Genomic DNA, 14,253 nt, shown 5'->3' with positions numbered 1-14,253 from the left:
TGGTCCGGTCTGGTGGGCTGGTGTATTAGTAAAAGAGGCAGGTGTAACCGGGCCGGGGGGGCGTTTGTGTGGTTTTGTTCTTTTTTCCTCTTTTCCCGGGGTCGCGAGGGGGGGGGGGGGGGACGGGGGGACGGGTGTGTCCCCCCGCGTCGTCGCAGTTCAGATCCGGTTTTAAGGGGGGGACGGGACTGTCCCCCTACGTGAGCGCGTACCCCCCTGACTGTTCGGCTACGAGGCCCTCCGAAATCAGATCCGCGAGTGCCGCATCGAGGAGACTTTTCAGTTCGGATCGCATCGTCGTTCTGATGGACTTTCTGGACACCACACCACCGCGCCCCAGACGTCGGAGTACCGCGTCTCGTGCTCGTTCCCGGAGGCGTTGCTCGGCGCGGTCTTGGACGATCTCTTCCCGGTCGGCCTGTTCGTGCGCCCGCGCACGGCTGGCGGCCCGGGCACGCTCGGCGACGGTGGCCTCGATGCCCGCTCGGGTTCGGTTCGACACCCGCTCGATGACCCCGGCGAGGTGCCAGTCCTCGACGGTGACGACGGTGCGGCCGTCGAGGATCATCAGCGCAGCGGCCATCTTCAACCGCGCCAGCATCCGATGCCCATCGAGTGGGTCCACGTCCGCGCCGCGCAACGTCGCCAGCCGATGTTTGTCCATCGCGTCGCGGGCAATGTCCGGGATCTCGAGGTGCACGGTCTTCGCTCCCCACCGCGCTGCCTTGATCGTCCAGGGCTGCGGTGCGTCCGGGGCGATCTCGGGGGCGTCCGGGTCCCCGACCGGCAGGAACATGAACCGCTGCGGTGTGCCGCCGTCCGCGTCGTCGAGCAGGGGGCCGGCCTTGATCGGTTGCACACCGACGATCAGGGAGGCTCGGTAGCTGTGTGCGGCCAGGATCGAACGGGTGGCCTTGCTGGCGTTGTTGAATCCGAGTTGCTCGCCCATCCACAGCTTGCGGAGTTCGGGCATGAGCGTGGCACCCTGCCGCGACCCCAACGCCGTGAGCGTGTCGACCTCGGGCGCGGTCAGCATGGCCCGGCTACGGGCGTTCGGGGCGTCGTCATCGGTGCCTGCGGGACGGTAGGTGCGGGCGATACCTTCGCCCGATCCGGGCGGGAACTCGTCGACGACGATCGGGTGGTCGTTGTGGTCGACGAACCGCACTGCGTCACGTGACGCACCTTCGGCTGCGCCCTTGCCTCCGCCGGACCGGCCGACGAGCGCAAGGAACAGATTCAGCGATGCCGGCGCGCCCACCGTGGGCGGCAGCATCACATTCGGTTCGATCGTGGCCACAGCGCGGGCGCAGGTCGCGCCGAGCACCGCCCACGGTCCTGCACGCCGAGCACGGGCGAAGGTCAACAGGTGCTCGAGCACCGGGCGCTGCGTCCAGAACGCCGCGGCGGTGGGAAGTTCGACCACAGTTGCAGGGCTCACGCTGGGATGTCCTCTCCCCTCAGGGCTGCCAGCTTCTTCGCGTGCTGGACAGCATCGGTGCCGGCCTGCCGCAGCAGGGGCAACAGGTCCCACTCGGGGGCGCAGGAAGCGGCCTCCACCAACGCTTTTCCGATCTCGGCGAAGCGGTGCCGATAGGCCTCGGCGCACAGGGTGGCCGCGTACGTCGACAGGGCAAGTGGATTGGCCAGACGTCCGGCCGAGGATGCTTCGGTGAGAACCATCTTCACCTGTTGTCCGGTGTGGCCGGCCAACAGTCCGCGGCGCTGGAGTTCGTCGGCCACCGCGATGGTGCTGTGTGGGCGGTGAGCGGCGATCAGGTCGCACACGATCTCGAGGACCTGCCGTGTGCCGGGCTCGGTCAAGTCGTCCAGCACGTGGGGTGCGATCGCGGCCACGTCGGTAGCCGAGGCGATCAGCGCGGTGGCGATCAGCGCCACCTCTGTGCTGGTGTTCGTGGCCGTCAGGCCCTTACCGTTCATGAGTTCGGTTCGTCCTTTCGGATCTGGTGGGCCGGGGCACGCGGCTCGTGCCCCGGCCCTGGTGGTCATTCGGGGGCGGAGGGGCCTTGCGCGGAGGCCTCGTTGCGGGCTGCGATCCGCAGGGTTTCCCGGAGCTGGTCGATCAGCGTGTACGTCTCGTCGACGCCCAGATAGATGGACGTGCCGTCGATCTGGACCCTGATCAGCCCGGAAACGCTGGTCGCGAGGGAAACGACCGGTGTCTCTGTGCCGTGTGACAACGTCGCGGCCATGGTCACGCCACCGCCGGCACGATCTCGGCCTCGAGTGCAGCAGCGATCTGGGTCGCAACCTCACCGATGGGCTGTCCGCGCCGCCGCGATTCTTCGAGAATGTCGCTGGGCGTCATCACCGATACGGCGTCGCGTGCCTCGTGCAGCCCGGCGAGGCGGACTGCATCGCAGAGCTGGGCAATGAGTGCAGGCAGGGAGCTGAGCGGCACCGGAATATCTGTATGGCCGAGCTGGAGACTGACGTGATACTCCGCAGGATCGGCGCTGCCGAACTTGTCACGGGAGTCATATCGAGCCAATTCCACTGTCAGGTCACGCTTCTCGGGGGCGATCCAGTGCGGACGGTAGCGGTGGAGAGTCTCGAAGTTTCCGTCCAGCGGGCCGAGGAGAGCCAGGCTCTCGCTGCGGGACCGCGGCCGGGGTGCCAGTTCGTCGGCCAGGTGGTACGGGATCGGTTCATCCGCGGGCGTGGACTCGATGTGGGTCAGCTCGGCGCGTTCGGCGAGGATGCGCCGGCGGATCTCTGCGACAGCTCCCGCCTCGATCAGCGGTACCTTGCGGTAGTCCTCGGGGTCGAGGCCGGCCAGTGCGGCAGCGTGCATTGCCGCGGTCAGCGTGTAGCCGCAGTTGTCGAGGATCTCCTCGACGGTGGCGGCGATATCGACGAGCAACGCGAGTACCGTCAACAGCGGCAGGCGGATATGATCAGACACGGAACTTCCTCTCAGGTGATGGACGGTTTCGATGCCCTCGGCGCTGGTGGCACAGCGACCGGGGGCGTTTTTCTTTGCGCTCACGCGCTCGCCTCACTGACGCGGCGGGTTTCGAGCCACGCGTCAACGTCTTCCCAGCGGTAGCGAACTGCGCGGCCACCGATCTTGATCTGTGGCGGCCCGTCCCCGCGGTAGTGCAGCTGAGCCAGTCCGTTTTCGGTCATACCGAGATAGGCTGCGACCTCCTTGCGTCCGGGAAGTGGCGTCCTTGCAGCCGGGGCGAGCGCCTCGCTCATCCGTGTGCCTCTCTCTAGGAGTCAGATGTGATGATCAGATGTGATCAGTCAATTCCTAGCATGATCAACACGAATGATCAACTGTGATTGTCATATGTGATCACGCGATATGATCACGTGCCATGGGAGATGCGATCAGTGAGGTCATCGGCAGGAATGCGCAGGCAATAAGGGAGCGCGCGGGGGTCGGACGAGAAGAAGTCGCACTTGCAGCACGCTTCTACGGAGCGCTCTGGAACTACGCACGAGTAAGCCGCATTGAGAGCGGCACGAACTCACTGACTGTCGAATCTCTTGTTCTTCTCGCGCTCGCACTCAACAGGGCCTGCGGCCGGCCGGTCAGACTTTCGGATCTGCTGGAAGGCGCAGAAAATCTACACACGGTTCAGATAGGCAAAACCCGAATCGGGCTCACCTACCTACAAGCATGGTTTGGCGGGAAGGCAGTCGATGAGCGGTTGCCCGGGATGGAATACATGGAACTCGGCCAGGCGCTCTTCGCGTCACGAGGACCGGGGGTCGCTGATCTCGACGATGCGAAAGCACGCATCGCGGACGGGATAGAACGGGCAGACGAAGACGATCTGTCGATCGCCGGTGAATTCAACTCTGATCTACGATCATTCGTCGTCGATAGCATCTCCCTGTGGGGCCGCCCGTTCAGCGATGAGCGGACCGCGCGAGTCGCTGAAAGCGCCGGTACAACAAGTGATTTGGATGCAATTACCGAAGCCATGAAGGACGAACTACACGCATGGCACATGGCGCGTGTCGCAGCCAGTAAGGGGTATCCGATGCCTGGCGAAACACAGGGGGGTAAGTAGCCGTGTCATCGGTTCGGGCATACCCGGCAAAGTCAGGGCCGGGTGGTCGGTTGTGGGAGGTCCTGTACCGGACACCGGAGAACCGCGCGACACGCAAACGGGGATTCAAAACGCGACGCGACGCCGAAGCTTGGCGGGTTTCGCTGGAGTCGTCCATTCAGACCGGCACCTACGTCGCGCCCTCAGCCGGCCGCGTCACAGTTCGACAGGTCGGCGAGCAATGGAAAAGCGCGCGCGCCCACCTGAAACCGTCCACGATCGCGAACGGTGAGACAGCGTGGAAGCGCGTCGTGGCGCGCTGGGGCGACACCGAGGTGGGGAAGATCCGCACCGCGCACGTACGGTCGTGGATTGCCGAGATGGTCGCGGCCGGCGTCGGGGTCGAGTCGATCGAGAACGCTTACAGCTGTCTGCGACAAGTGCTCGCGACGGCAGTGGAGGACCGTCGCATCGCAGTCAATCCGGCCGAGAAGGTGAAACTTCCTCGCCGCGGGAACACACACCTGGACTGCCTGACGCACGAGCGCGTGGCAGCGCTGGCGGCCGCGGTCGACGAGCGCTCCCCCGGATACGGGACCGTCGTTCGGTTCCTCGCCTACACCGGCTTGAGGTGGAACGAGCTTGCCGCCCTGCGCGTGAAGTGCGTCGACCTCGCCGGCCGTCGCGTCCAGGTCCTCGAAGGCGTCACCGAGGTGCGCGGCGATCTGGTGTGGGGTACGCCGAAGACGTACGAGCGGCGCACGGTGCCGTTCCCGGCGTTCCTCGACGCGGAGCTCGCTGCGCTGGTGCGCGGGAAGGGCCCGAACGCGATGGTGTTCACGGATTCGGCCGGAGGAGTGCTGCGGGTGTCGAACTTCCGGCCGCGGGTGTTCATCCCGGCGCGTGGGGTCTGCATGGCCGCTGACGAGCACTTCCCCAAGGTGACGTTGCGCAAACTCCGCAACACTGCGGCTTCCCTGGCGATCGCGTCGGGCGCGACGGTCAAGGCCGTTCAAGCGATGCTCGGGCATAAGAACGCAGCGATGACGCTGGACACCTACGCTTCCTTGTTCCCGTCCGATCTCGACGACGTTGCGGCGCGCCTGCACCAGGCGGCGGCGGTGCCGGACCTGTGGCAGGAGGTGGCGTCGTTGATCGATCGGCTCACAGCCGCGGCCGATACTGCGCGCGGGCTCGCGACGTCGCATCCGGAGGCATCGGCCGGCCCGTTGTCGGCTGCGCTCGAGGACACTGCGGAACACGTGGCCATGGCAGTGGAGTCACTGCGCGCGGCGCTACCGGAGTCACGGACCGACGCGGCGTAGCGCCCCTGCCGGGGACGCTGAGTTGTGGCAGCAGTCTGGCAGCAATGTTGCCGAACGAGGTCGTGTCGGGTGACATGAGCGTGTGCCTGTATGTGCTGGTCGTACGGGGTGCTGAGTGGTTGGCGCTGGCACGGTTCGGGGGTCATTGTGGTTCGGGACGAAGAGGTCGTGGGTTCGAATCCCGCCACCCCGACTCGTGAAGCACCGTCGAAGGCCCCTTCCGCAGCGCGGAAGGGGCCTTCGGCATTTCTCCGCCATGCACCGACAGCCGCGCATCCCGTGCCGTCCGGGTTGCCAGAGAATTCTCACAACCGATCTGTACCGTCGCCGACCGTGCGCTCTCGTGTTGTCATCATCGTCATCGCTGCCGTCGGCCTGATCCTCGTCGCGGCGGGATCCACCTTCGCCTACCTCGGCACCCCGGACACGACGGTGACGGTGGCCGAGTCGCCGGACCCGGACGCCGGTTCCGGCGACGGTCTCGGCACGGCCCGGGACCGGCTGCAGCGGGCCGGGCTGCCGCTGTCGATGCTCGACGGCGGTGTCGGGCAACTCACCGACGGCAGCCGTCAGCTCGACGACGGCGCGCGCCAGCTCTCGGACGGCCTCCAGCAGGCCCGAGAAGGTGGGGAGCAGCTTGCTGCCGGTCTCGATCAGCTCGACGGCGGGGTGGTCCAGCTCGGCGACGGAGCGACACAGATCAGCGGGGGTGTCGACGAGGTCGTCGGCCGGCTCACCGGCCTCGGTGCGATGCAGGGCACCGTGACCGAGCAGCTCACGTCCGTGGCCGACACGCTGGGTATGTCTCCGGACCCGGTGTCGCGTGGCGCCGCCGGACAGCTGCGCACGCTCGTCGACACGCTGAACACCCAGGGACTCGGGCCGGACACGCTCGACCAGCTCTCCGAGCTACGCGACGGGGCCCGGCAACTCGCGTACGAGCTCACCGACCCCAATGCGCAGTTCGTGGCCGGAATGGCCCAGGCCGCCGGGGGATCCGCTCAGCTCCGCGACGGCCTCGTCCTCCTAGACGACGGTGGACGTGCCCTGACCGACGGGACGGGACAACTCGTCGACGGTGTCGGACCGGTTGCCGGTGTCGTCGCGGGGATCGCGGACAACGTCAGATCGGCGACGGACGCGCTGCCGCGAATCACCGATACCGGGACGGAACAACCGGTCGCGACCGTGGCGAAAGCGCCGGTCCGGTGGTGGCCGTACGCCGTGATCGGACTCGGCGCGGTGGCGCTCGCGGCGACCGTGGCCGGGGCGCTCGCGCCGGTCGCTCGGCGAGCGGACGGGTGACGACGAACCGGTGCCGCCCGGGCGACCCCTCTCGCCCGGGTGGCACCCGCCCGGTCAGGACGCTTCGCGCATCGTCAGCCCGGACAGGGCGATGACGTACTCACCGGCCTGTTCGTCGAAGTCGACGGTGTAGACGGTCGGGAAGTACCCGGACCGCTGGTACGCGGCGGGCTGGCTGATCTCTTCCCTGATCTCCGGTTTCGTGGCGAGCCACTCCCGGGTCATCATCGGCTCGATGAACGTGAAGTCACCGTCCCACGAGCCGTAGAGCAGCACCTCGGTGAAGTCGAACGATCCGGGGATCGCCCCGTCCGCGGCGTTCGTCCAGTGCATGCCCATGAACGGCACGGTGTTGGCTTCCGCAGGTCCCGGGGGCGGTCCGTACCCGTCCGGAACAAACTGCGGTTCGGGAAGGTTCGCTGCCTTCGCGGCAAAATCGGGTGCGGCGGGGTCGACGTCGTGCTCGGTGTCGGTCATGTAGAAGTGCATGTCGAAATGCGGTTTGCCGAACAGCACCTCGGGATCGTGGCCGTGCGGATTCCAGTCGAGCATCACGTGGTCGAAGCCGGTTTCGGGTGCACCGGCCGGCAGGTCCAGCATGACCATCGTCGTCGTGGCATCCGGTCCGTCCGGCAGCCCGTCGAGCGCGGACTCGGAGATCCGGATTCCGATCTCCTGAGGTTTCCCGCTTCCGTCGACCGCCACGTATGTTCTGGAGTTTCCTTCTCCCAGTGGTTGTTCCGCGCCGTAGAGGGTGGCGGTTCCGTGGGCGTGCGCGTCGGACCCACGGGCGATCGGGGTTGCCGAGTCGCCGCAGCCGGAGACGGCGAGGACGGTGAGAGCGGAGAGTGCGAATCCGGAAGCGGTCCGAACCGTATGCATGGGTGTGCCTTTCGCAGTGGATGTGTCGAGGGCAGTCAGCGGTCGCGGCGCACGACGTGCCCGACGCGCAGGACGCCGTCGCTGTCGTGTTCGTCGGCGAGCGCGCTGAGCCAGTGCCAGGTGTCGTCGTCGTAGGCCCGGGCGATCGTGTCCGGGTCGGAGTCGGCCGCGAAGTTGGGCAGCCGGCGCCCGGTCGTCCACGGCGACAACACGCGGTCGACCGTGCGGGCGTGCCCGATCACGTCCTCGGCCGTGGGCGGCACCAGCACTCCCGCGACCATCAGCGCGAAGTCGGCGTCCCGATGACAGAAGGCGCTGCGGTGGCGGGGTTCCCGGGCCAGCGCACCCCCGAGGAGACGCAGTTCGACGACGGTCTGCGGCGAGTGCGAACCGGGACCGGCGACGGACAGGAGCGCATCGATCGCCTCGTGGGTCAGTTGTCCTGTCAGCGCGGTGTACTCGTGGGTGGGCATCGGATCGACCGGATCCGCGTGCACCGCGCCCACCGCAGCCCACGGAAGCGTCGCGATGCCGTCGAGGACCGGGGTCGCCACCGAACGGAGCCGATCGACGAGGGCCGCGGCCTCGGCCTCGTCCGCGAGGCTGGCGAATCGGACGGCGACGGTCGCGCGACCGGCGAGCGGTGCGGGTACCTGCGGCAACGGGGGCAACTGCAGGAATGCGAGCGACGTCGAACTGTGCTCGGGCAGCTCCGCACACCAGTCCAGCCACGCGTGCGCGACCGCCACAGCGTCGTCGCCGTCGAAATAGACTGCCCCGCCGTGGAACCGGGTGACGGGAATTAGATCGATCTCGACGGCCGTGACGATTCCCAGCGTCGCCTTGCCGCCGCGCAGGCCCCAGAACAGTTCGGCGTGTTCATCCGGGGTCACGCGCAGAACCTCGCCGTTGCCGGTCACGATGTCGAACGCGCGCACATGATCGGACGACAGTCCGTAGGTGCGCACCATCGGTCCGATTCCACCACCGGTGAGGAACCCGGCGACACCCACGGTCGTGGAGGATCCGGTCAGTGGCGACAGCCCGTGCGGAGCTGCCGCATCGACGACGTCCTGCCAGACGAGACCGGCCCCGATCCGTGCGGTCCGCGCATCCGGATCGACCGCGCACTCGGTCAGCCGACCGGTGTGGACGAGCAGCACGTCGTCGCCCAGCGGGACCGCGCCGTGGCCGGTGCGCTGCACCGCGACCTTCAGGCCGTGGTCCGCCGCGAAGCGCACGGTCGCGGCGATGTCGGCGGCGTCCTCGACGGCGACGACCGCGTACGGACGGACCGGCACGGCGACGTTCCACGGTACAGCCAGCTCGTATCCGGGTTCGCCGGGCAGCGCCACCGTTCCGGACACCGTCGTCCGGAGTCGTTCGATCGGTGTGTCGATCGCGCGGGTCGTGGGGGTCATCGATCTTCCTTCCATCCGTGGTGCGGGTGTAGAGGAAGGATGTGCCGGCAGGCTTGGCCGGATCTTGGCCCGGCCGACCGCCCGCGTCCAAGGATCGGCCAAGCCGGCCGGGAGTTCAGCGGGAAACGGACCGCGCGTACGCGGCCAGGCCGAACATGCCGAGGCTCGTCGCCTCCTCGGCGATCCGCTCGATCGTCCGATCCCGTTCCGGCGAGGCCGCTTCGAGCTGGGCACGCAGCAGACGGCAGCGCAGCAGCGTCGGCGGGCTGGACGTGCGTGTCGCGATCTCCTCGGCGCGATCGAGCAGCGTCTCGGCCTCCGTGACACGGCCGAGCAGCGCGTGCAGGCGTGCGGACGCCTCCGCGACGGCACCGATGACTCCCACCTGCCCCACCGTCGCGATGCGGTCGGTGAACGGCGTGAGCAGCTCGACGAAGGTTTCGGCGTGCTCGGCGAGTTCGAGATCGGCGATCACACGGGCGATCAGCGTGCGATGTCCGAGCGTGGTCCAGGTGAACGGTCCGGGGCGGGCCGACCACCGGCCGATCTCACCGGCCGCGGACTCGGTGTCGCCTCGGGCCGCGGCGATGGCGATACGCCACGAATCCGGTTCCACGAAGCCGGGCTGCGCATCGGCGAGCATGCCGTGCTCCCACTCGAGGGTGTTGGCCGCGAGGTCGGCGCTGCCCGCGACGTACAACTCGGTCTGCAGATGGAACTGCCGGGCGGTCTCGTACTGTCGCCGGGTCTCGTCGAAGTCGCCGTGCCACGACGCCAATGTCGCTTCCATCCAACGCAACTGGACACGCACGACCGGCAGGCGCAGCAGGTCGCACCCGACGATCCCCTGCTGCACGTGCGCGTGGGCGGCGTCGACGTCCGCCAGGTTCATGCGGGCCATGCTCGCCGCGGCGTGCGCAATGACGTCGTCGAACCGGGACTGCCGGTGCGGCAGGGCGAACAGTTCCTCGATCAGCCGCACCGACTCGTGGCTGTGGGTGGCCACGCCGGAGTAGAGCAGGACGCGCCCCAGCAGGGCATCGGCGATCACGTCCGGATCGCCTGTCTCCCTGGCAATTCGGAGAGACTTTCCGCTGAGTTCGTCGGGGACCGTCGAGTCCGGGTGATAACAGCTTCCGACGGCCAGTGCCGCGAGCACCCGTGCATGGGCGGACGCATCGTCGACGACGAACGGTTCCAGTCCCGACAACCGGGCGAGCAACGGCCCCGGGTCCTTCCCGTAGGACACCCACGGCCACGCTCCGGCCGAGCGCAGCAGGGCAGCGGCGAGCCGCCCGGCGGTGGTGGTACGCTCCTCACGGATCGCCGCGAGCAGTCCGGCATCGACGGCGTCGAGCACGGTCTGACCGCGCCCGGCGCGTGCGAGTGCCTCGACCCGGGCCACGAGCAGGTCGTCACGGGCACCGGCCGGTTGCTCGGGAGACGGCAACAGGTCGAACGCCTGCACCGCCGCTTCCCACCACTGCGCCGCGGTCTCCGAGTTCCACCGTTCGGTCGCTTCTCTCGCCGCGTCGATGCATGCGTCGAGCACGGTGCGGGGATCGGCCACCGGCAGGGCGGCCATCAGGTGCTGCGCGCGCCGGGTGGAGCGGTCGGGATCGGACGAGCCTGCGAGGGCGTCGGCGACCTGGGCGTGGATGCGCTGGCGGCGGAGTGCCGGGATTTCCGCGAGCACCTCGTCGCGGAGCAGTCCGTGAGCGAAGGCGTATCCGCGGATGCTCGGGTCGGTGACGATGATCCGTTCGTCGGCCGCGTCGTCGAGAAGGTCGGCGAGCACATCGAGTTCGAGTTTCGTCGCCGCGGCGAGAATATCGGTCTCAATGGTGTCGCCGATGACGGCGGCCACCCGGAGGACCTGCAGCACAGCAGGTTCCACCGCTGTCAGGCGTCGGCCGAGCACCGAGCGGACGGCCATCGGGATCTCCCCTGCGAGACGTTCGTCGCGGGGCAGGCGGGCGTATTCGGAGACGAACAGCGGATTGCCGCCGGTGCGTTCGGCGAGCATCCGCGCCTCGGTCGCGGCGAGTTCCTCACCGCACACGTGCCGAGCCAGCGCCGCGACCTCGGTCTCGGCCAGGGCGGGGACGACGATGTGCCGGTTGCCGTCGCGATGCAGCACCGTATCGACGAAATCCCTCACGCCGGAACGGACGTCCGAATCGCGGAGCGTGAGTACGAACCAGGCACGCTCCCGATGCAGCGCCCCGGCCAGATATCGCAGGCACCGCAGGGATGTCGGGTCGGCCCATTGGACGTCGTCGACGACGACGGTCAGGGGGTCGCGCTCCGCCGCCGACGCCTCGATCGCCTGCAGGACGCGCTCGTACACCGCGAAGCGCGCTTCGTCCGGTTCCACCCCGGTCGGCGGGATCAGCGCGGCGTCGGCGTCGACCCCGAGTTCCCGCAGTATCCTGCGGATCGGCCACCATGCCGGCGCACCCTCGTCCTCGAGACAGCGCGCCCACACCGTGGTGCCGCCCGCCGCGACCGTCCGTGCATCGCATTCCTCGGCCAGGCGCGTCTTGCCGATGCCCGCGGGTCCGCTCAGCACCAGCCAGCGGGGCGCGCCGGCACGCACCTCGTCGAGCATGCCGTCGATCAGGCCGGACTCGGCCGCACGGCCGACGAACACCCGGCCGGTCTCCCCCTGCGAGACCGGAACCGGAACCGAGGTCGGTGCCGGAGTCGGAACCTCCTGCGCCCCTGTCCATCCCGGAGTCCTCGGCCATGCCGCGAGACCGGGTTCGTGCCGCAGGATCGAGCCCTGCAACGCGACCAGCTCGGCACCGGGACGCAGGCCGAGTTCGGAATCCAGCCGATCGACGTGAACGGTGAACTGTTCCAGCGCTTCCGGTGATCGGCCGGCCCGGTGCAACGCGAGCATCCGCAGCCAGCAGGTGCGGTCCCGGAACGGGAACTCGTCGTACAGCCGGGTCGCCTCCACCAGGGCAGGGGCGAGGCGTCCCAACGCGAGCAGCGCCGTGATCAGGGTTTCGCGGCACTCGGTGCGGACCTCCTCGAATCCGACCGAGGCGAGCTGAACCCACTGCTCGTCGCGCAGGTCCTCGAGGAGGGAACCCCGGACCGTCGCGAGAGCCCGCCCGGCGACGTCCAACGCCTGTTCCCATTCTCCGCCGTCGGCGTGCCGCCGTGCCGTCTCGGCGTCGCCGAGGAACGCCGTCAGGTCCACGTCTCCGCCCGGAATGTCGAGGACATATCCGGGTGGCTGACGCACGATGGGCGACGCCGCGCCGGAGTCACCGCGCAGAACCCGCCGCAGATTCGAGATGTACGCCTGGATGCTGGACACGGCGCTGGCCGGAGCCTCACCCGACCACAACGCGTCGATCAGCCGATCCGTGGACACGACCTTGCCGCGGTTCAGCAGCAGGACGGCGAGCACGGCACGCTGCTTGCGCGGGCCGAGGTCGACGAGGTCCGGTCCGGCTCCCGGCTCCGACGTCCGGGCAACCTCCAGCGGCCCGAGCAGGCGATAGATCATGCGTGGCTCCTCGAAACCGGAAGGCACCGAACGGTTGAAGTGTAAGGAACGGGACCGCACGGCTGCGCGCGGAGTCAGGCGGTCACACCGGCCGTCTCGCGCACCACACCGTCCCCGGCCGGCCGGGGCGCACGGAGGGTGACCACACACACCAGCGCACCGAGCGTCGCGATCACCGCCGCGACGAGCAGCGCGTGGTGCAGGCCGGACACGAACTCCTGCGGCGATCCGCCCGGCAGCAGCGACTGCGCGGGCAGGAGCGCGCCGAGTCCCGCGACCCCGACGGCGATCCCGGTCTGCCGGAACGCGTCGTTGACACCGGCAGCCAGCCCGGAATGATCGGACGTGCTCTCCCCCAGGACCAGCCCGCTCATCACGGGATTGAACACCCCCGCACCGATGCACGCGACGACGAGCCCGGGCAGGATCGTGTACCGGGAACCGGCGACGTCGACGGCGGTCATCGCGACCAGCCCCACCGCCACCAGGACGAGGGAGACACTCAGCGAGACGGCCACCGGGATGCGGCGGTCCAGTGTCGCGGTGGCCCCGGCGACGACGAACATCGCGACGGTCGCGGGGATGTAGACGAGCCCGGCCTCGACGGGCGACAGGTGCAGCACGTTCTGCAGGTAGATGGTCGTGTAGACGAAGACCGCGAACAGCGAGGCGGAGATCGCGAACGCCGCGAGCTGTGCTCCGGCGAACGCCCGGTTCGCGAGCAGATGCGGCGGCAGCATCGGTTCGCTCGTGCGCATCTCGTGCCGGACGAACCACACCAGCGCGACGACAGCGACGACCGCCGAGGCGACGGTCAGCGGGTCGAGCCAGCCGTGCTCGTTGCCGTGCAGCAGCCCGAAGACCAGGGCCGCCAGGCCGACTGCTGCCGAGATCTGACCGGGCACGTCGGCTCCGCGCGGATGCGGATCACGCGACTCCGGTACCCACCGCACGGTCAACGCGAGGGTGACGAGCCCGATCGGAATGTTGACGAGGAAGATCGCACGCCAGTTCAGCAGCTCGGTGAGCAGACCACCGATCAGGGGACCGATCGCGAACGCCCCGCCGATGGTCGCGCCGTATGCCGCCAGCGCCGCCGCGCGCTGCGGGCCCGCCTCGAAGACGTCGGCGAGCAGCGCGAGTGAGCACGCGAACAGGATCGCGCCGCCGATTCCCTGTGCGGCCCGGGCGATGTCGAGCACCCAGATGGTCGGGGCCAGCGCGCACAGCAGCGACGCGACGGTGAACCAGACGAGTCCGACGAGAAACACGTGCCGGCGACCACGCCGATCCGCCCAGGAACCGGCTCCGAGCACGACGGTGGCCAATGCGAGCGTGTACGCATCGACCACCCATTGCAGTGCGCTCACTCCGGCGTCGAGGTCGGTGGCGATGGACGGCAGCGCGGTGTTGACGACCGCGATGTCGAGCATGAGCATCGCGGTGGTCACGCACACCACCACCAGGGTGGCACGTCGCGTGGCAGGGCTCTTCGGGGGCAGCGGTTCGGGCATCGGTCCGTCCTGGGTGGTCGAGGTGGTGGTCACCTCGAGCACGTTGCTCCCCGGTGCTTGGACCCGGCCGGGTCGAACGCTTGGACGCGCTACCGGGACAGCCCGCCGAGTGTGCACATATGGTCGCGACACGCCGCTTGGATTCAGGAACCCAACGCAACACCCCTGGAACAAGGGGTGCAGTCATGGCGAGAAGGATTCCATGGGAAACACGAGCCGAAGCCTATCGAGGGCTGATCCGGGGATGTTCCACAGTCG

At 68.5% G+C, this 14,253-nt stretch carries 12 protein-coding genes; 3 read left to right on the top strand and 9 right to left on the bottom strand.

From position 1 onward, the window contains the following. Positions 1–196 precede the first annotated feature (196 nt). From A8G15_RS26055 to A8G15_RS26035, 5 genes are all read right to left on the bottom strand, one after another. Positions 197–1,441 carry a hypothetical protein gene (locus tag A8G15_RS26055; RefSeq protein ID WP_068165942.1) on the bottom strand — a complete coding sequence of 415 codons (1,245 nt, stop codon included), beginning with the start codon at positions 1,439–1,441 and terminating at the stop codon, positions 197–199. Continuing rightward, positions 1,438–1,941 (bottom strand): hypothetical protein, encoded by a 504-nt coding sequence (locus tag A8G15_RS26050; RefSeq protein WP_068165941.1) that lies wholly within the window; start codon positions 1,939–1,941, stop codon positions 1,438–1,440. Before A8G15_RS26050 ends, A8G15_RS26055 begins: the two co-directional genes overlap by 4 nt. A gap of 65 nt (positions 1,942–2,006) precedes the next feature. Beyond that, the gene (locus A8G15_RS26045; RefSeq protein WP_068165940.1) at positions 2,007–2,213 is read right to left on the bottom strand and encodes a hypothetical protein; all 207 of its coding nucleotides are present in this window, start codon (positions 2,211–2,213) and stop codon (positions 2,007–2,009) included. A 2-nt stretch (positions 2,214–2,215) separates the two neighbouring features. Continuing rightward, positions 2,216–2,926 carry a hypothetical protein gene (locus A8G15_RS26040; protein WP_068165939.1) on the bottom strand — a complete coding sequence of 237 codons (711 nt, stop codon included), beginning with the start codon at positions 2,924–2,926 and terminating at the stop codon, positions 2,216–2,218. An 80-nt stretch (positions 2,927–3,006) separates the two neighbouring features. Further along, a complete protein-coding gene (locus A8G15_RS26035) occupies positions 3,007–3,222 on the bottom strand; it encodes a helix-turn-helix transcriptional regulator (RefSeq protein WP_068165938.1) in 216 nt (71 codons plus the stop codon). Positions 3,223–3,344: 122 nt separating this feature from the next. Here A8G15_RS26035 and A8G15_RS30850 point away from each other — a divergent pair, with 122 nt between their 5' ends. The 3 genes from A8G15_RS30850 to A8G15_RS26020 all read left to right on the top strand — a co-directional run bounded on the left by A8G15_RS30850 (position 3,345) and on the right by A8G15_RS26020 (position 6,655). After that, entirely contained in the window at positions 3,345–4,046 is a 702-nt protein-coding gene (locus A8G15_RS30850) for a helix-turn-helix domain-containing protein (RefSeq protein ID WP_156665570.1), read from the top strand. A gap of 290 nt (positions 4,047–4,336) precedes the next feature. Then, positions 4,337–5,350, top strand: coding sequence for a tyrosine-type recombinase/integrase (locus A8G15_RS26025; protein WP_156665569.1), 1,014 nt, complete (start codon positions 4,337–4,339; stop codon positions 5,348–5,350). Positions 5,351–5,683: 333 nt separating this feature from the next. Then, positions 5,684–6,655: a hypothetical protein gene (locus A8G15_RS26020; RefSeq protein ID WP_068165935.1), complete on the top strand. Its 972-nt coding sequence runs from the start codon at positions 5,684–5,686 to the stop codon at positions 6,653–6,655. A gap of 54 nt (positions 6,656–6,709) precedes the next feature. On the opposite strand, the gene A8G15_RS26015 is transcribed toward A8G15_RS26020, so the two are convergent. The 4 genes from A8G15_RS26015 to A8G15_RS26000 all read right to left on the bottom strand — a co-directional run bounded on the left by A8G15_RS26015 (position 6,710) and on the right by A8G15_RS26000 (position 14,028). Further along, the gene (locus A8G15_RS26015; protein ID WP_068165934.1) at positions 6,710–7,537 is read right to left on the bottom strand and encodes a DUF5602 domain-containing protein; all 828 of its coding nucleotides are present in this window, start codon (positions 7,535–7,537) and stop codon (positions 6,710–6,712) included. Positions 7,538–7,572: 35 nt separating this feature from the next. Next, complete coding sequence (locus A8G15_RS26010; protein ID WP_068165945.1) at positions 7,573–8,958, bottom strand: FAD-binding oxidoreductase; 1,386 nt, start codon at positions 8,956–8,958, stop codon at positions 7,573–7,575. Positions 8,959–9,073: 115 nt separating this feature from the next. Next, complete coding sequence (locus A8G15_RS26005) at positions 9,074–12,481, bottom strand: ATP-binding protein (RefSeq protein ID WP_082900168.1); 3,408 nt, start codon at positions 12,479–12,481, stop codon at positions 9,074–9,076. Positions 12,482–12,555: 74 nt separating this feature from the next. After that, positions 12,556–14,028 carry an MFS transporter gene (locus A8G15_RS26000; RefSeq protein WP_245688009.1) on the bottom strand — a complete coding sequence of 491 codons (1,473 nt, stop codon included), beginning with the start codon at positions 14,026–14,028 and terminating at the stop codon, positions 12,556–12,558. Positions 14,029–14,253 lie beyond the last annotated feature (225 nt).

Source organism: Rhodococcus phenolicus (genome assembly GCF_001646785.1).
Lineage (GTDB): Bacteria > Actinomycetota > Actinomycetes > Mycobacteriales > Mycobacteriaceae > Rhodococcus > Rhodococcus phenolicus.
This window is presented reverse-complemented; position numbering and strand designations above follow the sequence as displayed.